Consider the following 17833-nt stretch of genomic DNA (forward strand, 5'->3'; position numbering starts at 1 on the left):
TCGACTTCCCAGCCCCCACATGAACAATGTTCTTCATGACATTCGCCGAAGAAGCGCTTGATATCCGGGACGAGCTCGTCGAGCTCCGTCACTCGTTGCACACCACGCCGGAGCTCGGCCTGCACCTGCCGCGTACCCAGGAGAAGGTCCTGGCCGCGCTGGATGGCCTGCCGTTGGAGATCAAGACGGGCACCTCGCTCAGCTCCGTCACGGCGGTGCTGCGCGGCGGCCGGCCCGGACCGGCCGTGCTGCTGCGCGGGGACATGGACGCGCTGCCGGTGGCGGAGAAGAACGACCTGCCGTACACCTCGCAGCTCCCCGGCCAGATGCACGCGTGCGGGCACGACCTGCACACCGCGATGCTGGCGGGGGCGGCGCGGCTGCTGAGCGCGCGGCGTGCGGAGCTGGCCGGTGACGTCGTCTTCATGTTCCAGCCGGGCGAGGAGGGCTTCGAGGGCGCCAAGCACATGATCGGCGAGGGCGTGCTCGAGGCGGCGGGCGCGCGGCCCGTGGCGGCGTACGGGATGCACGTCGTGTCCGCGATGCTGCCGCCGGGGCTGTTCGCGTCGCGGCCGGGGCCGATCATGGCGGCGGCGGACACGTTCCTCGTGACGGTCAAGGGGCGCGGCGGGCACGGCTCCAGCCCGCACCGCTCGCTCGACCCGATCCAGGCGGGCTGCGAGATGGTGACGGCGCTGCAGACCATGGTGACCAGGGGGTTCGACGTGTTCGACCCGGTGGTGGTGACGGTGGGCAGCTTCCACGGCGGGTCGGCGGACAACGTGATCCCCGACGAGGCCCGGTTCGAGGCCACGGTCCGCACGTTCAGCAAGGACACCCGGACGAAGGTCAAGCGCCGGCTGGTGGAGGTGGTGCAGGGCATCGCGGCGGCGCACGGGCTGGAGGTCGAGGCGTCGTTCGGGATGGGCTACCCCGTCACGGTGAACGACGAGAGCGAGGCCGCGTTCGTGGGCAGGACGGCCGATGAGCTGTTCGGTCCCGGACGGTATTTCGTGTCGCCGCAGCCGATCATGGGCTCGGAGGACTTCTCGTACGTGCTGGAGGAGGTGCCGGGCGCGTTCATCTTCCTGGGCGCGTGCCCGCCCGACCGGGACCCGGCCACCGCGCCCTACAACCACTCCCCCGAGGCGGTCTTCGACGACTCCGTGCTGACCGACGGCGCCGCGCTCTACGCCTCGCTCGCCCACGCCAGGCTGTCGTGACCATGCGGGCGTGGGTGGTGGCCGAGCCGGGGCCGATGGCGACGCGGCCGCTGGAGCTCGTCGAGCGGGACGTGCCCGAGCCGGGGTCCGGCGAGGTCCTGGTACGGGTCGAGGCGTGCGGCGTCTGCCGTACGGACCTGCATCTGGCGGAGGGCGACCTCCAGCCGCGGCGACCGCGGACCACGCCCGGACACCAGGTGGTGGGACGGGTGGAGGGCACAGGCGAACGGGTGGGCGTGGCCTGGCTCCGCTCCACCTGCGGCACGTGCCGCTACTGCCTGCGGGGGACGGAGAACCTCTGCCCGCGCTCCGCTTACACGGGGTGGGACGCCGACGGCGGGTACGCCGAGTACCTCGTCGCGCCCCGCGACTACGTCTATCCCCTGCCCGATGACGTGCCCGCGGAGCGGCTGGCGCCGCTGCTGTGCGCCGGGATCATCGGCTACCGGGCGCTGCTGCGCTGCGAGCTGCCGCCGGGCGGGCGGCTGGGGATCTACGGGTTCGGGGCCTCGGCTCACCTGACGGCGCAGGCCGCCATCGCCCAGGGCGCTGTCGTGCACGCGGTGACCAGATCCGCGGCCTCCAGGGCGCTCGCGCTCGAGCTGGGCGCCGCCTCGGCGGGCGACGTACCGCCCGAGCCACTGGACGCGGCCATCCTGTTTGCACCGGTAGGTACCCTGGTACCACCGGCGCTCGAAGCGCTCGACCGGGGCGGCACGCTGGCCATCGCAGGAATTCATCTGACCGATGTGCCCGTTCTGAACTACGAGCGGCATCTTTTCCAGGAGCGCACGCTGCGCAGCGTGACGGCCAACACGAGGGCCGACGGGCGGGCCTACCTGGAGCTGGCGCTGGCGCATCCGCCGCGCGTGACGACGACGCTCCATCCGTGGGAAGAGGCGGACCACGCACTCACCGATCTGGCGAACGACCAGGTCAGCGGGGCGGCCGTCTTGGTGATGAGCTGACCGATTACTTGACGGAGCTTAGCTCCACTCCGCACACTGATGAAGGAAAGTTACATTAGCCTCACAACCACTGGAGATTATTGACGCGGGTCGGGCGCGATCGTAGTGTCCGGTCAATCCCTACAGATCTTCGACAGGTCCCGACATCTCCCCGGAGCGGCACATGAAGCGACTGGCAGCGGTAGTAGCGTTGCTGGGTCTTGCCACCGCGACAGCGGCATGCAGCGGTGGTTCCACCAACAATTCCAGTGGCTCGGGCGGCGGCGGCGGGCTCTTCACCACGATCGACGTGAACCGGCCCGGCATCGACGCGAGCGGCCCGGCGAACCCGTGGGCGCCGAAGGGCAACTCCTTCATCGGCTACAACGCGATGAAGCTGGGCTGGATCAAGAACCACCTGACCGACCCGAACCAGTTCTACCCCGGTATCGCCGCCAGTTGGGAGATCGCTCCCGACAACTCCTCGATCACCATCCACATCCAGCCGAACGCCAAGTGGTCCGACGGCAAGCCGGTGACGGCTGAGGACGTCAAGCTCTCTCTCGGGCTGGCCTCGACCACCGGCAGCACCGCGTTCGCGATCACGCCGGGCGCGGCGGGCGTGGCGGCCGACGTCCAGGTGGTGGACGACAAGACGGTCAAGGTCTCCCAGGACATGAAGAACCCGAGCATGAAGTTCGCCCGGGGCGTCATGGACAACTGGGTCGTGCCCGCGCACGTCTGGGGCAGCCTGCTGCCCGCCGACTTCTGGGACAAGCTCAAGGCCTCCAGGGGCACCGGCGCCGAGGCCGACAAGGACCGCGAGGAGATCCTCGCCATCGGCCAGAAGGTGCTCGCCTTCGCCCCGCCGAAGGACGTCTCGGCCGGCCCCTTCACGCTGGAGCGGGTCAACCCCGGCGAGGCGCTGCTGGTCAAGAACAAGAACTTCTACAACGCCGCGCAGGTCGCGCCCGCGCAGGTGAAGTTCCTCAACTACAGCGGCAACGAGCAGATCTGGAACTACCTGAGCGCCGGCAAGCTCGACCACTCCGGCTTCGTCGCCGCTCCGACGGACGTGATGACCCGGATCAAGAACGCCCCCGGCTCCCAGCTGATCAAGGGCTTCTCGCCGGTGGCCGTCGGCCTGGCGTTCAACCAGTCGAAGAAGCCGTACGACAACGTGCACGTGCGGCGCGGCCTGGCCTACCTGATCGACCGCGACCAGGTGACCAAGGTGGCCTCGCCCGAGGGCGGCATCGCCGCCGTGACGACCTCCGGCATCCACCAGAAGCCCGCCCAGGAGTGGCTCGGCTCCGAGCTTTCGAGCCTTGAGCCGTACAAGCACGACGTGGCCAAGGCGGAGGCCGAGTTCAAGCAGGCCGGTCTGCAGAAGAAGAACGGCAAGTGGACGCTGGCCGACGGCACGCCGTGGAAGTTCAGCATGCACGCGCCGGCCGGCTTCTCCGACTGGATCTCCGCGCAGGAGAACATCAAGAGCCAGCTCATCGAGAACGGTGTGGACGCCGAGGTCGTGACCGTGGCCGACTACCCGGTCTACCTCGAGGAGATCGCCGCCGGCAAGTACGACGCCGGCTTCTGGCTGATGGCGCTCGGCCCCGCGCCGTACGACATCTTCCAGCGCCTCTACGGCGCCTCCAACGGCTGGACCAACGTCGCCGGCAAGGTCGCGCACAGCGCCCCCGGCAAGGGCGGCAACTGGATGGGCAGCGCCGAGGAGATCGACGTCCAGGGCGTCGGCAAGGTCAACCCGGGTGAGCTCACGGCCAAGCTGAACGCGGCCAGCGCCGAGCAGGCCAAGCCGATCATGTTGCAGCTCGCCAAGACGGCAAACCAGGACCTGCCGGCCATCCAGCTCTGGGACTACGTGAACACGCAGTTCACCAACACCAGCCGGTTCACCGGCTGGCCGGAGCAGGACAGCGACCTCCTGCGCCTGCCCGCGGGCGTCTGGATCCAGCTGGGCCTGATCAAGGCGAAGCAGTAGAGAAAGAACGCATGGTAGTTATCGCACGACGACTCGCGGGCCACCTGGCCCGCGGGATCGTCATGATCCTCGTCGTAGCCACGATCAGCTTCTTCATCGTGAGGAGCATTCCCGGCGACCCCGTCGCCGCGAACGTGCAGAAGCTGATCCAGTCGGGCATGGACCCCCAGGCGGCCGAGCAGGCGACGCGCGTGCTGTACGGGTTCCAGCCGAAGGGCTCGCTCTGGGAGCAGTACACCCAGTACATGGCCGGCCTGCTCCACTTCGACCTGGGCCAGTCGGTCACCCACGCGGGCGCGCCGGTCACCCAGGTCCTGGGTGAGGCGGCCAAGTGGACCGTCATCCCGGTGCTGGCAGGAACGCTGCTGAGCTTCCTGGTCGGCATCGTCATGGGCGTCTACGCGGCCATCAAGCGCACGGGCAAGCTCGGCGACATCCTGGCCATCTCGGGGTCGCTGCTGCACGGCGTGCCGCAGTACGTGCTGGGCCTGCTGCTCAGCGCGATCTTCGCGACGCTGATCCCGATCCTGCCGGCCGACGGGCCCGTGGACATCCTGTTCGAGCCCGGGTGGAACGCCGGCTACATCGGCTCGCTGGTCGAGCACGCGGTGCTGCCGGTGCTGACGTACGCGCTGGCGGCCTACGGCGGATGGATCCTGGCGATGAAGTCGAGCGTGGTGACCGTGCTCGGCGACGACTTCATCCTGGCGGCGGAGCTGCGCGGGATGAAGCGGTCGATCATCTTCAGGTACATCGCGCGCAACGCGATCCTGCCGCTCTTCACGATCCTGGCGCTCTCGCTCGGCGTGCTGCTCGGCGGCGCGGTGTTCATCGAGCGGATCTTCAACTATCCGGGACTGGGCCTGCTGCTCCTCGACAGCATCACCATGCGTGACTACGCGCTGATGGGCGGGGCGTTCCTGCTGATCACGGTCTCCATCATCGTGGCCAACATCCTCGCCGACCTGTTCTACTCCGTGATCGACCCGCGGGTCCGCAGCGGCGAGGAGGTGTCCGGATGAGTGTGCTCCTGGAGAGCTCGTCGACGAGCGCCACGATGCGCCGCAACTTCTGGGCGGGCGTGTGGCGGGTGATGAAGCGCAAGCCCAGCCGCATGGTGGGCGTCGTGCTCATCCTCGGGTTCGTGTTCATGGGCGTGTTCGGGCCGATGTTCTACCCCGCCCAGCTGGACCGCGACCCCAACGCGATCACCAGGCCGCCGAGCTGGGAGCACTGGCTCGGCACCGACGACCAGGGCCGGGACGTGATCGCCCTGGTCGTCACCGGGTCGCGGTACGTGCTGCTGGCCGCGCTGGTGACCGCCGTCATCACCGTGGTCGTGGGCGCCGGCATCGGGCTGTTCTCCGGCTTCAAGCGGGGCCGCTGGGACAACGTGCTCATGCGGCTCACCGACATGAAGCTGACCATCCCCGGCCTGCCGCTGCTGCTGGTGCTCTCCACCGTGTGGAAGTTCAGCAGCGCGGTCCAGATGGGCCTCGTGCTGGGGCTGCTCAGCTGGGGCGGCGTGGCGCGGGCGGTGCGCTCGCAGACGCTGTCGCTGCGCGAGCGGGGCTTCATCGAGGCGGCGCGCGGGCTCGGCCTGTCCACGACGCACATCGTGAGCAAGGAGCTGCTGCCCAGCATGGCGCCGTACATCGCGATGAACATGCTCATCGCGGTCACCGGCGGCGTCTACGCGCAGGTCGGCCTCTTCTTCCTGGGCGTGCTGCCGTACGAGTCGAACAACTGGGGACAGATGCTCAACACGGCCGTGTTCCGCTCGGGGGCGCTCACGGTTCCGAGCGCGCTGGGCTTCCTCATCGGGCCGTTGCTGGCGATCCTGTTGTTGACGCTGGCCATCGTGCTCGTGGTGGACGCCATGGACGAGATCTTCAACCCCCGGCTGCGCGAGGAGTAGGCAAGTGACTCAAACGGCGCCGGGAGTGCGCATCGACGGCCTCACGGTCGTCTACAAGACGCCGGCGGGCGAGCTGCCCGCCGTCAGGAACATCAGCCTGACCCTGGAGCCCGGCTCGATCACCGGCATCGTCGGCGAGTCGGGGTCCGGCAAGTCCACGCTGGCCCTGTCACTGCTCAACGCCGTCCAGCCGCCCGGCAGGATCGCGGCGGGCAGTGTCGAGATCGACGGTCTCGGCGACGTGGTGGGCCTGCAGGGCGAGCAGCTCCGCAAGGCCAGGGGCAAGCACATCGGGTACGTCTTCCAGGCCGCCCAGAACTCCCTCAACCCGCTCAAGACGGTCGGCAAGCAGCTGCTCGACCTGGGCCGCTCGCACGGCGTCGAAGACCTGCGCGGCCTGGTGCGCGAGGCCAAGGAGCTGCTCGGCCGGATGGGGCTGGACGGGGCCAGGGTGCTCGACTCGCACCAGCACGAGCTGTCCGGCGGCATGCGCCAGCGGGTCGGCATCATGCTGGCGCTGGTGCTCAACGCCCACCTGGTGGTGCTGGACGAGCCCACGACCGCGCTGGACATGATCACGCAGGCGAACATCCTGAAGATCGTCCGCGAGGTCCACGCGGAGCGCGGCCTGACCACGCTCGTCATCACGCACGACATCGGCGTGGTGGCCGAGGTGGCCGACCGGCTGGCCGTCATGTACGGCGGGCGCCTGGTCGAGCAGGGCCCCACCAGGGAGGTGCTCGGCTCGCCCAGGCACCCCTACACCAGGGGCCTGATCAAGGCCATCCCCCGGCTCGTCGGCGACATCGACGAGGCCCGGGCGCTGCCGGGCCGGCCGCCGACGCTGGCGACCGTGCCGAAGGAGGGCTGCGTGTTCAGGGAGCGCTGCCCGCTGCGCATGGACGTGTGCGACACCGTCGATCCCGACGCGGTCGCGGACGGGTCCAGGGTCGTGGCCTGCCACGCCGTGGCCGTGAACGCGAACGTGAAGGAGCACGCATGATCACCGGGACCGGCGTCGTCAAGACGTTCAAGCAGCGCGGCAAGATGCTGGGCGCCCGCGAGGTGCGCGCGCTGCGCGGTGTCGACTTCGCGATCCCGAAGGGCGGCGCGGCCTCGTTCATCGGCGAGTCCGGGTGCGGCAAGACCACGCTGGGCCGGATCATCGCGGGGCTGGAGGAGTACGACGAGGGCGAGATCCTGATCGACGGGATCTCCATGTCGCCGCTCAAGCCCAAGCAGCGCCATCCGCACTTCCGCAAGATCCAGATGATCCACCAGGACCCGTACTCGGCCCTGAACCCGACCAGGACCATCCACCAGACGCTGTACGCCCCGCTGAGCCTGCGGGCCAGGCAGACCGGGCGATCGGGGTCGTGGATCGACGAGCGGGCGGCCGAGGTGCTCTCCCTGGTGGGACTCGACCCCGGCACGGTGCTGTCGCGCTACCCGCACCAGCTCTCCGGCGGCATGCGGCAGCGCGTGGTCATCGCCCGCGCGCTGACCGTCGACCCGGAGATGCTCGTCGCGGACGAGGCCGTCTCCATGATCGACGTGTCGCTGCGGCTGGGCATCCTGGCGCTGCTGAAGGACCTGCGCGAACGGCTCGGCGTGAGCGTGCTCTTCATCACGCACGACGTGGCCACGGCCCGCTACATCGGGGACGACGGCGAACTCTACGTCATCTACCGCGGCCAGGTCGTCGAGCGCGGCCCGGTGGACACGGTCATCGCCGATCCCGTGCACCCGTACACGCAGTCGCTGCTGTCCGCGATCCCGGTACTGCACGGCCTGGAGGAGCCCGGCGAGCAGCCGGTGACGCCGCTGGAGTCGCTGGACGAGAGCCAGGCGGACGAGGGCTGCCTGTTCGCCCGCCGCTGCCCGTTCAGGGGTGAGCGGTGCACGAGCGAGCGGCCGCTGCTGCAGCTGACCGAGGGGGTGCCGCAGGAGCACGCGTGCTTCTACCCCGAGCGCCGCAACGTGATCGCCCGCCCGATGAGCGAGGTGTGATGTCCCACGCTGTGCGGGTCGCGGACCTCGCGGAAGCGGCACGGGTCGCCACCGCCGCGCTGACGCTGGACGCCGCGGAGGCCGCCGGCCTGGTCGGCTACCTGGCGCGCCCTCCGGCGGAGCGGCGCTGGACGGCGCTGGCCACCGACGGCGGCGTGGTGATGGCGTCGCTGTCGGCCGGGGACCCGGAGACCGGGCACATCGACCTGCTGGCCGTGCACCCCTCCGTGCAGGGGCAGGGCCGCGGGCGCGCGCTGGTGCGGGCGGCCGAGGAGTGGCTGCGCGGCCAGGGCGCGCGGCAGGCGCGCTTCGCCGGCAACCCGCCGTGCTACGCCTGGCCGGGCGTCGACGTACGCTACACCGCCGCCGCCTGCCTGGCCGAGAGCCTCGGCTACGAGCGCTACGACGTCGCCTGGAACATGACGGCCGACCTGAGCGCCGACGCCGACCTGTCCGTCGAGGACGAGGTGCGGCGCCTGGAGGCGGCCGGGGTGCGGGTGCTCGAGGCCGGCGAGGACCGGGAGCGGGTCGCCGCGTTCGTCGAGAAGCAGTGGAACGAGCGCTGGGCCTGGGAGGCCACGCACGCGGCCGGGCTGCACTACGCCGAGCGCGACGGGCACGTCCTGGGCTTCGCCGCCTGGGGCGCACGGCCCGGCTGGTTCGGGCCGATGGGGACCTCTCCGGACGCCCGCGGGCTGGGCGTGGGACGCGTGCTGCTGCGCAGGTGCCTGGCGGACCAGCGGGCCGCCGGGCAGGCCAGCGCGCAGATCGGGTGGGTAGGGCCGTTGCGGTTCTACTCGCACGCCGTCGGCGCGCGAGCGGAACGCGTCTTCTGGCTCTACCGCCGCGACCTGGCGTGATGCCGCTCATAGAGCAGTGGTCCCTCAGGGGTTCCCGGTGGCGGGCAGAGGCCGCGGGGGTCCTCGCCCGCGTCCAGTGCGCGGGTGAGCGTGTCGGAGCCCCACAGGTGGTCCATGAACAGGTCGGGGCCCCACCAGCGCAGGTCGTCCGGATAGAGGGTGCGGGCCACGTACAGCATGGACAGGCCCGTCAGGACGGGCCTGAACGCCTCGCGGTCGTGCACGTGGAGCTGGACGCCGCGCACGGCGACGCCCGCGTGTTTGTGGAAGGTGGGCGTGAACCACGTCTCCCTGAACCGCACGCCCGGCAGGTCGAGCGCGGCCAGCGCGGGGGCGAACCGGGCGTCCGAGTACGGGGCGCCGATCAGCTCGAAGGGCCTGGTCGTGCCGCGCCCCTCGGAGAAGTTGGTGCCCTCGAACAGCCCGGTGCCCGGGTAGACCAGCGCGGTGTCCGGGGTCGGCATGTTGACCGACGGCATCACCCAGGGCAGCCCCGTCTCGGCGAACGCCATGTCGCGCCGCCAGCCCTCCATCTCGACCACGCGCAGGTCCACGTCGAACCCGAAGAGCGTGGCCAGCTCCCCCGCCGTCCTGCCGTGCCGGACCGGCAGCGGGAAGCGGCCCACGAAGCTGGCGAACGCCGGGTCGAGCAGCGGCCCCTCCTGGACCGTCCCGCCCAGCGGGTTGGGCCGGTCCAGCACCACGAACCGGAGTCCGAGCCGGGCGGCCGACGCCAGCAGGTCGTACATCGTCCAGACGTAGGTGTAGAACCGGGTGCCCACGTCGGCGATGTCGAAGACCAGCGTGTCCACGCCGGAGCCGGCGACCACCCGGTCCAGCGCCTCGCCCTCGAGCTTGTGCGTGTCGAACACCGGCAGCCCGGTCTTCTCGTCCACGGTGTCGGCCTCGCTGCCGTCCGCCTGGGCGGTGCCGCGCATGCCGTGCTCGGGGCCGAACAGGGCCGTCAGGTTGAGCCCGGCGGCCAGCAGCGCCTCGGGGGTGGGGGTGAGATCGGGTAGGACTCCGGTGGGGTTCGTGATCAGGCCGAGGCGGCTGCCGCCCGCGAGGGCGGGATCCGTGGCCAGCCGTTCGGCTCCGGTTCGTACATGTGGCATGAAAGCCATTGTCTGAAAGATATTTACAAGTGTGAAGGAGAGGGTGGAAATTAGCGTCATGACTGATCCGCTACCCGAGCTGTCCACCGAGCAGAGCGATCCTCGCTACAGCCAGATCGACCGGCTGCCGACCGATCAGATCGCCCGGCTCATGAACCAGGCCGACGCCGCCGTGCCCGCCGCCGTCGCGGTGGTCATCCCGGCGATCTCGGCGGCCATCGACGCGATCGCCGCCAGGATGGCGGAGGGCGGCCGGCTGCTGTACGTCGGCGCCGGCACGTCCGGTCGGCTGGCCGTGCTCGACGCCAGCGAGTGCCCGCCCACGTTCGGCACCGATCCGTCGCTGGTGCAGGGCGTCATCGCCGGCGGGCCGGATGCGCTCACCCGGTCCGTCGAGGGTGCGGAGGACGACGCCGAGGCGGGCGCCGCCGCGCTGAAGGACCTGGAGGTGGGGCCGCTCGACTCGGTGGTCGGCGTGTCCGCCAGCGGGCGGGCGCCTTTCGTGCTGGGCGCGCTGGCTGAGGCGTCCGCCCGGGGCGCGCTCACCGTGGGCCTTTCGTGCAACGACGGCGCGCCGCTGTCGGCCGCCGCCGAGCACGCGATCGAGGTCGTCGTGGGTCCCGAGGTGGTGACCGGCTCGACCAGGCTCAAGGCGGGCACGGCCCAGAAGCTCGTGCTGAACATGATCTCGACGATCTCGATGGTCAAGCTCGGCCGTACGTACGGGAACAAGATGATCGAGATGTCGGCGATGAACAGCAAGCTGGCCGGGCGCGCGCTGCGCATGGTCAGCGACATCACCGGCGCCGACCGCGCGACGGCCGAGGCGGCGCTGGACGCGTCCGGCGGCCAGGCGAAGATCGCCGTGCTGATGATCCAGCACGGGATCGACGCCGAGGGGGCACGCGCGCTGCTGGAGTCGCACGGGGAGCGCCTCAGCGACGCGCTGAGCGGCTGACCGGTCCGGCGCGGCGAGGGGCCGCGGCGAGGGCGGCCCACCACGCGCCACGGCCGCCCACAGGACGCGTCTCATGCCGGCGGGACGCCTCACGCCCGCAGGACGCGCCTTTGGGCGGCGGGCGCCCCGAACGACGGGCGCCCCGAACGATGTGCGCCCGCACCACGGGCGCGTCTCGCACGATGGGCGCCCCGCACGACGGGCGCGCTCCGCACGATGGGCGCGCTCCGCACGATGGGCGCGCCCCTCATGACGGGCGCGCTCCTCATGACGGGCGCTCCGCATGACGGGCGCTCCGCACGGCGGGACGCGCACGATGGGCAACCCAGGCATCGGGTAGGGGCCGGATACGAGGGGACGAGGGGACGGGGATGGGTGATCGGCTGGGGGCGATCCTGGCGGACGGGGTGCCGCGCGTGTGCTCGGCCGCCGTCGCGCTGATCGCCGTGGACGGCCGCCTGGCCGCCGCGGCCGCGACCGGCGAGCTCGTCCGCTACGCCGACGCCGAGGGGAGCCTGGCCCCGGAGCGCCCGCCCGCGCGGCGGGACTCGATCTTCGACCTGGCCTCGATCAGCAAGCTGTTCACCACGGCCGTCCTGCTCTCGCTGGCCGAGGAGGGCAGGCTCGGCCTGGACGAGCCGGTGGCCACGTGGATCCCGGGCGCCGACGGCCGGATCACGCCGCGCCGCCTGCTCACCCACACGGCGGGCCTGACCCCGACCCGCCGCATCGACCTGGAGCTGCCCGGCGCGGACGCCTCCGAGCGCATGGCGGCGATGCTGGACACGCCGGTCACCCACCCGTTCGGCGGCCCGTACCTCTACAGCGACGTCGGCATGGTCATGGCGGGCCGGGTCGCGGAGCTGGCCGGCGGGGCGACGCTCGACGCGCTGGTCCGGGCGCGGGTCACGGGCGTGCTGGGCCTGGCCGACACGGGTTACCGGCCCGCGGCGCTGCCGCGGATCGCCGCCACCGAGTGGAAACCGGAACGCCAGGGACCGGGCCCGTCGCGCTGCGTGCGCGGCGAGGTGCACGACGAGACGGCGTACGCGCTGGGCGGCGTGGCGGGGCACGCGGGGGTGTTCGCCACGGCCGGGGACCTGCTGGCCTTCGGCGAGGCGCTGCGGCTCGGCGGCGGGCCCGTGCTGCGCCCGGAGAGCGTGGCCGAGATGCTGCGCGACCAGGGCGCCGAGGGCGCCCCCTTCCGCCACGGGCTGGGCGTGCGCATCGGCGACCCGGCCATCATCGGGCCGCTGACCGGCGCATTCGGCCACTCGGGCTTCACCGGCACCTCACTGGTGGTCGATCCCGCGCGCCGCCTGACGGTGGTGCTGCTGACGAACGCCGTCCATCCCGTACGGGGACGCGACGGCATCCGCGAACTGCGCCACGCGGTGGCCGCCGAAGCGCTGCGCCTCCACGACCTCCCCCTTTGACAGGATGTAATTACAGAACCACAAATAGCGTATTGCTCAGCCCGAAACTGTGTGTGAAGGTACGTGGAAGACGGCCGGCAAATCCTCCGGACGCATTCAAGGTTCCTTTCACCAGAAGGGCCTCGGGGGCAAAAATTGGATGGACCTCCATCGTCCGTACGAAATGGATTTATCCAGCGATTTGCTGGAATGGGCAGATTCGGCGTGGTCTGGGCGGGCCAGGTCGTCACCCTCATCGGTAATTCCGTATTGCGCTTTTCCCTGGTCATCCAGGCGTGGACCGTGGAGCACCAGGCCACCCAGGTCGTGGCGCTGTCGCTCTGCGCGCTGCTCCCCCAGTTGCTGCTGAGCCCGACGGCCGGGGCCATCGTCGACCGGTGCCGCAAGCGCACCGCCCTGCAGCTCGCCGACGCGGGCGGGCTCGTCGCCGTCGGAGCCATGGCGGCCGTGTACTTCCTCGGCGACCTGCACCTCTGGCAGGTCTATCTGACGGTCGCGCTGCTCGGCGCCTCGGCGGCGTTCCAGTTCCCCGCCCTGTCCTCGGCGGTGCCGCTGCTGGTGGAGAAGGAGCAGCTCCAGCGGGCCAACGGGCTGCTGGCCACCGCCAAGAGCGTGGCCGACGTCGGAGGCCCCGCGCTGGCCGGGCTGCTCGTGGTCACCGGCGGGCTGGGCGCGGTGCTCTGGATCGACCTGCTGAGCTTCGCGGTCGCGCTGGTGACCGTGCGCGTGGTGCGCATGACCGGCGACGCGCCCGGCTCGGCCGCCGAGCGCAAGCGGCTCGGGGCGGACTCGCTGGAGGGGCTGCGCCACCTGTTCGCCGAGCCCAGCCTGCGCGGCCTGATCCTGGTGTTCTTCACCGTGAACCTGGTGATGGTGTTCGGGTTCGCCGTCGTGCAGCCCATGATCCTGGCCAGGACGGGCAGCGACGTCTCCGCGCTGGCCGCCGTAAACGCCGGCATCGGCGTGGGCGGCATCACGGGCGGGCTGCTGCTGGCCGCCTGGGGCGGCCCCAAGAACCGCGTACGCGGCATGATGCTCGGCGTCGTCGGCATGTGCCTCAGCGCCCAGATCGTCATGGCCGTGGTGCACGGGGTCGTGGCGTGGACGGCGGCCATCCTCGTGGGCGCGCTGATCATGCCGATCGTCAACGGCTCGCTGCAGTCGGTCATCCAGACCAAGGTGCCGAAGGAGCGGCAGGGCCGGGTGTTCGGGGCGGTCATGTTCGTCGCGCAGATCTCCACTCCGGTGGCCATGGCCCTGTCCGGGCCGCTGGCGGACGGCGTCTTCGAACCCCAGGCCGCCGCCGGCACCGGCCTGCCGGGGCTGCTGCGCCCCCTGGTGGGAACCGGGCCGGGCAGCGGCATGGCGACGATGCTGCTGATCGCCGGCCTCCTGGGCACCGGCGCCGCCCTGTGGGGGCTGGCCCGCCGCACCGTGCGCCACATCGACGTGCTGACGCCCGACCTCGAGAAGCAACCCGCGGGAGGCTGACCATGACCACGAATCCGTTCGAGGACGAGAACGGCGCCTACCTGGTGCTGGTGAACGGCGAGAACCAGCACTCGCTCTGGCCGGCCGACATCGACGTGCCCGCGGGCTGGCGGGTGGCCCTGCCGACGAGTTCCCGCGCCGCGTGCCTGGAGTACATCGAGACGCACTGGACCGACATGCGCCCGGCCGGCCTCGTTCGGGCCGCCGAATGAGCTCCGATCAGATCCATGAGGTCTTCGCCCGGCAGGCGGCGCGGACGCCCGGCAGGACGGCGCTGGTCGGTGGCGCGGAGCGGCTGACCTACGCCGAGCTGGACGCGCGCTCCTCGACGCTCGCGGAGGTGCTGGACGTGCCGCCGGGCACCCTGGTCGGGGTCCGCATGGAGCGCGGCCCCGGCCTGGTGGTCTCGCTGCTGGCCGTGCTGAAGCGCGGGGCCGGCTATCTGGTGCTCGACCCGGACTTCCCCGAGGAGCGGCTGCGCGGCATGGTCGAGGACGCGGGCGCGGCCGCCGTCCTCTCCCCCGAGGGCGTCGAACGGCTCCCCCGCCCCGCCCGGCACGACGGCGTGGCGTGCGTGATGTTCACCTCCGGCTCCACCGGACGGCCCAAGGGGGTCGCCGCGCCGCACCGCGCGATCGTGGCGACGGTGACGGGGCAGGAGTACGTGCCGTTCGACGCGGTGTGGCTGCAGTGCTCGCCGGTGTCGTGGGACGCGTTCGCGCTGGAGCTGTGGGGGCCGCTGCTGTCGGGCGGCACCTGCGTGCTGCTTCCCGGGCAGCGGGCCGACCCGCTGGTGATGGCGCGGCTGGCCGCCGAGCACCGGGTCACGTGCATGTACCTGTCGAGCAGCCTGTTCAGCGTGATCGTGGACGAGTGCCCGCAGACGCTCGACGGCCTGCGCCACCTGATCGTGGGCGGCGAGGCGCCGTCGCCCGAGCACGTCAGGCGCGCCCTCGAACGCCACCCCGGCCTGCGGCTGAGCAACGGGTACGGCCCGGTCGAAGGCATGATCTTCATGACCACGCACCCGGTCACCTCCGTGGACGGGCCGGTGCCCATCGGCACGCCGCTGGCGGGCAAGCGCGTGTACGTGCTGGACGAGCGGCTGCGGCCGGTCCCGGACGGGGCGGTCGGCGAGCTGTACGCGGCCGGGGACGGTCTTGCCCTGGGCTACCTGGGGCAGCCGGGGCTGACGGCCGAGCGGTTCGTGGCGGATCCCTTCGGGGACCCCGGCACCCGGATGTACCGGACGGGCGATCTGGTGCGGCTCTCGGGCGGCGTCCTGCGGTACGCGGGGCGGGCGGACGAGCAGGTGAAGATCCGGGGGTTCCGGGTCGAGCCCGGCGAGGTGGCGGACGTGCTGGCGCGCCATCCGTCCGTGGCCCGGGCCGGCGTGGTGGCCAGGGAGGACACGCCCGGGGAGAAACGGCTGGTCGCGTACGTGGTGCCCGGCCCCACAGGCATCCGGGTCCACGACGATGGGACGCCGCGGGACGGGCACGTGGACGTCGAGGCGCTGCGTGCCTACGCGGCGGCCGTGCTGCCGGAGTTCATGGTGCCGTCGGCGTTCGTCGTGCTGCCCGGCCTGCCCCTGACGCCGAGCGGGAAGCTGGACAGGTCCCGGCTGCCCGCGCCGGTCTACGGGCAGGGCGGTCCCGGAGCGGCGCGTGACGAGGCCGAGAAGGCGTTATGTGAGCTGTTCGCGGAGGTGCTCAAGGTGCCCCGGGTCGGCGTGGACGACGACTTCTTCGCGCTGGGCGGCGACTCGCTGACGGTGGCCCGGCTCCTCAGCAGGATCCACGCCGAGCTGGGGGCCGAGGTGGGCGTCAGGACCCTGTTCGAGACGCCCACCGTGTCGGCCGTCGCCGAGCACGTCAGGCGGCAGGCCGGAGAGCGGGCACCGGAACAGGCCGATCCCGCGACCCTGCCCGCGGAGGAGGCCGCGTCGGGGGCGGCGTCTGGGGCCACGTCAGGGGCCACGTCAGAGGCCGCGTCGGGGGCCGCGTCGGGGGCGGCGTCGGGGGCCGCGTCAGGGGCCTCGTCGGAGGCCGGGCTGCCGCTGTCGTTCGCGCAGCGCCGGCTCTGGTTCCTCGACCAGATCGACGCGGGCGTGGCCTACAACATGCCCATGCTGGTACGGCTCCACGGCCAGGTGGACGCGGCGGCCCTGCGCGGCGCGCTGGAGGACGTGGTGGCCAGGCACGAGGCGCTGCGGACCGTCTTCACCGTCCACGACGGCGAGCCCGCCCAGCGGGTGCTGCCGGTCGAGGAGGCCAGGCCCGGGTTCAGCGCCGTCGAGGTCCCGGCCGCCGAGCTGGACGCGCGCGTGGCCGAGGCGGCCGGGCACCGGTTCGACCTGGCCGCCGAGCTGCCGATCCACTCCGTGCTGTTCACCACAGGGCCGGACGAGCACGCGCTGCTGCTGGTCATGCACCACATCGCCACCGACGGATGGTCGCTGCCGCCGTTCATGCGCGACCTGTCACGCTGCTACGCGGCCCGGCTCGAAGGGACGCGCGCCGAGCTGCCGCCCCTCCCGGCCCGGTACGCCGACTACGCGGTGCGGCAGCGCGAGCGCGTGGACGCGCTGACCGCCTCGGAGCTGGCCTACTGGCGCGAGACGCTGAAGGACCTCCCCGAACGGCTCCCGCTGCCACGCAGAGCGGCAGACGCGACCGACACGGCAGGCGCGGCGAGCACGGCAGGCGCGGCCGAGACCGCCGGTGCCACCGAGACCGCAGGTGCAACCGAGACCGCAGGTGTAGCCGAGACGGCGGGTGCCGCCGACACGGTGGTCAGGTTGGTCGGCCCGGAGCTGCACGGGCGGCTGGTGGAGCTGGGTAGGCAGCGCGGGGCCACGCTCTTCATGGTGCTCCAGGCGGCCCTCGCCGTCGTGCTCAACCGGGCCGGCGCGGGGACCGACCTGCCCATCGGGGCGCCGGTCGCCGGGCGGTCCAGCGACTCCGTGGGGGATCTCGTCGGGTTCTTCGTCAACCTGCTGGTGCTGCGTACCGACCTGTCGGGCGATCCGGACGTCGGCGAGCTGGTGGCGCGGGTGCGCGAGACGGACCTGGAGGCGTTCGCCCACCAGGAGGTGCCGTTCGAGCGGGTCGTGCAGGACCTCAACCCGGCGCGGCACCCGGGGCGGCACCCGCTCGTGGACGTCGTGCTGGCGCTGCAGAACAACGCGCGGGCCGAGCTGGACCTGCCCGGCACCGAGTCGCGGGTCGAGGTGGTCAGGACCGGGGCGGCCCGGTTCGAGCTGCTGGTCGACGTGACGGACGACTACGGCCGCGACGGCGCTCCCGCGGGGATCGCCGTGACCGTCGAGTACCGCGTGGCGGCCTTCGACAGGGCCGTGATGGAGTGGCTGGCCGACGCGCTGGTGCGGGTGCTGGAAGCCGTGGCGGCGGCCCCGGACGCGCCCGTCTCGACGATCGCGGTACCGGAGTTACCGCAGGCCGCTGTGGAGCCGCCGCCGGAGGTCGCCTCTCCCACGGGAGGCGGTACGGTGCAGCCGCCGCCGAAGGTCGCGTCTCCAGCGGGAGACCGTTCGGTAGAGCCGCGGTCGCGGCGGTGGCCGCGTACCGATCTGGAGCGGCGGATCGCGGACGTCTGGGCCGACGTGCTGGGCGCGCCGGCGGTCGGGCTCGACGACGGGTTCTTCGCGCTCGGCGGGAACTCGCTGAGCGCCGTGCGGGTCGCGGCGCGGCTGGCGAGCCAGGGCCTGCCCGCCACCGCCGCGCACCTCTTCTCCGCCCCGACCGTCGCCGAGCTGGCCGTCGCACTCGACCAGGCCGCCCAGGAGCAGGCGTCCCGGCCCGGCATCGAACGCATCCCCAGAACCCCGCGCATCCGCCACCGGTGAGG

The 17833-nt window shown here is 71.9% G+C and carries 14 protein-coding genes; 13 read left to right on the plus strand and 1 reads right to left on the minus strand.

What is annotated here, in order from left to right; translation table 11 throughout:
- Positions 1 to 35 precede the first annotated feature (35 nt).
- From AB0H84_RS18140 to AB0H84_RS18175, 8 genes are all read left to right on the plus strand, one after another.
- A complete protein-coding gene (locus tag AB0H84_RS18140; RefSeq protein WP_357604781.1) occupies positions 36 to 1223 on the plus strand; it encodes a M20 family metallopeptidase in 1188 nt (395 codons plus the stop codon).
- Between the two features lie 2 nt (positions 1224 to 1225).
- Entirely contained in the window at positions 1226 to 2191 is a 966-nt protein-coding gene (locus AB0H84_RS18145) for a zinc-dependent alcohol dehydrogenase family protein (RefSeq protein WP_357605055.1), read from the plus strand.
- 163 nt (positions 2192 to 2354) lie between these two features.
- A complete protein-coding gene (locus tag AB0H84_RS18150; RefSeq protein WP_357604784.1) occupies positions 2355 to 4175 on the plus strand; it encodes an ABC transporter substrate-binding protein in 1821 nt (606 codons plus the stop codon).
- 11 nt (positions 4176 to 4186) lie between these two features.
- Positions 4187 to 5197: an ABC transporter permease gene (locus AB0H84_RS18155; RefSeq protein ID WP_357604787.1), complete on the plus strand. Its 1011-nt coding sequence runs from the start codon at positions 4187 to 4189 to the stop codon at positions 5195 to 5197.
- The gene (locus tag AB0H84_RS18160) at positions 5194 to 6093 is read left to right on the plus strand and encodes an ABC transporter permease (RefSeq protein ID WP_344984842.1); all 900 of its coding nucleotides are present in this window, start codon (positions 5194 to 5196) and stop codon (positions 6091 to 6093) included. The genes AB0H84_RS18155 and AB0H84_RS18160 overlap by 4 nt, the downstream gene beginning before the upstream one ends.
- A gap of 4 nt (positions 6094 to 6097) precedes the next feature.
- On the plus strand, positions 6098 to 7096 hold the full coding sequence (locus tag AB0H84_RS18165) for an ABC transporter ATP-binding protein (protein WP_357604790.1): 999 nt from the start codon (positions 6098 to 6100) through the stop codon (positions 7094 to 7096).
- The gene (locus tag AB0H84_RS18170; RefSeq protein WP_357604793.1) at positions 7093 to 8103 is read left to right on the plus strand and encodes an ABC transporter ATP-binding protein; all 1011 of its coding nucleotides are present in this window, start codon (positions 7093 to 7095) and stop codon (positions 8101 to 8103) included. The genes AB0H84_RS18165 and AB0H84_RS18170 overlap by 4 nt, the downstream gene beginning before the upstream one ends.
- Complete coding sequence (locus AB0H84_RS18175) at positions 8103 to 8963, plus strand: GNAT family N-acetyltransferase (protein ID WP_357604796.1); 861 nt, start codon at positions 8103 to 8105, stop codon at positions 8961 to 8963. Before AB0H84_RS18170 ends, AB0H84_RS18175 begins: the two co-directional genes overlap by 1 nt.
- Here the strand turns inward: AB0H84_RS18175 and AB0H84_RS18180 are convergent.
- Complete coding sequence (locus AB0H84_RS18180; protein WP_357604799.1) at positions 8942 to 10078, minus strand: DUF1343 domain-containing protein; 1137 nt, start codon at positions 10076 to 10078, stop codon at positions 8942 to 8944. The two genes, AB0H84_RS18175 and AB0H84_RS18180, sit on opposite strands and share 22 nt — an antisense overlap.
- A gap of 58 nt (positions 10079 to 10136) precedes the next feature.
- Here AB0H84_RS18180 and murQ point away from each other — a divergent pair, with 58 nt between their 5' ends.
- From murQ to AB0H84_RS18205, 5 genes are all read left to right on the plus strand, one after another.
- Entirely contained in the window at positions 10137 to 11036 is a 900-nt protein-coding gene (gene murQ, locus AB0H84_RS18185; protein WP_357604802.1) for an N-acetylmuramic acid 6-phosphate etherase, read from the plus strand.
- A 371-nt stretch (positions 11037 to 11407) separates the two neighbouring features.
- Positions 11408 to 12472 (plus strand): serine hydrolase domain-containing protein, encoded by a 1065-nt coding sequence (locus AB0H84_RS18190; protein ID WP_357604805.1) that lies wholly within the window; start codon positions 11408 to 11410, stop codon positions 12470 to 12472.
- 189 nt (positions 12473 to 12661) lie between these two features.
- Entirely contained in the window at positions 12662 to 13963 is a 1302-nt protein-coding gene (locus tag AB0H84_RS18195) for an MFS transporter (RefSeq protein WP_357604808.1), read from the plus strand.
- 2 nt (positions 13964 to 13965) lie between these two features.
- Positions 13966 to 14175, plus strand: a complete 210-nt coding sequence (locus AB0H84_RS18200; RefSeq protein WP_357604811.1) for an MbtH family protein — start codon at positions 13966 to 13968, stop codon at positions 14173 to 14175.
- Positions 14172 to 17831, plus strand: a complete 3660-nt coding sequence (locus AB0H84_RS18205; protein ID WP_357604814.1) for a condensation domain-containing protein — start codon at positions 14172 to 14174, stop codon at positions 17829 to 17831. The genes AB0H84_RS18200 and AB0H84_RS18205 overlap by 4 nt, the downstream gene beginning before the upstream one ends.
- The last annotated feature ends 2 nt before the right edge of the window (positions 17832 to 17833 follow it).

Origin of the sequence: Nonomuraea sp. NPDC050786 (assembly GCF_040654115.1) — a bacterium.
Lineage (GTDB): Bacteria > Actinomycetota > Actinomycetes > Streptosporangiales > Streptosporangiaceae > Nonomuraea.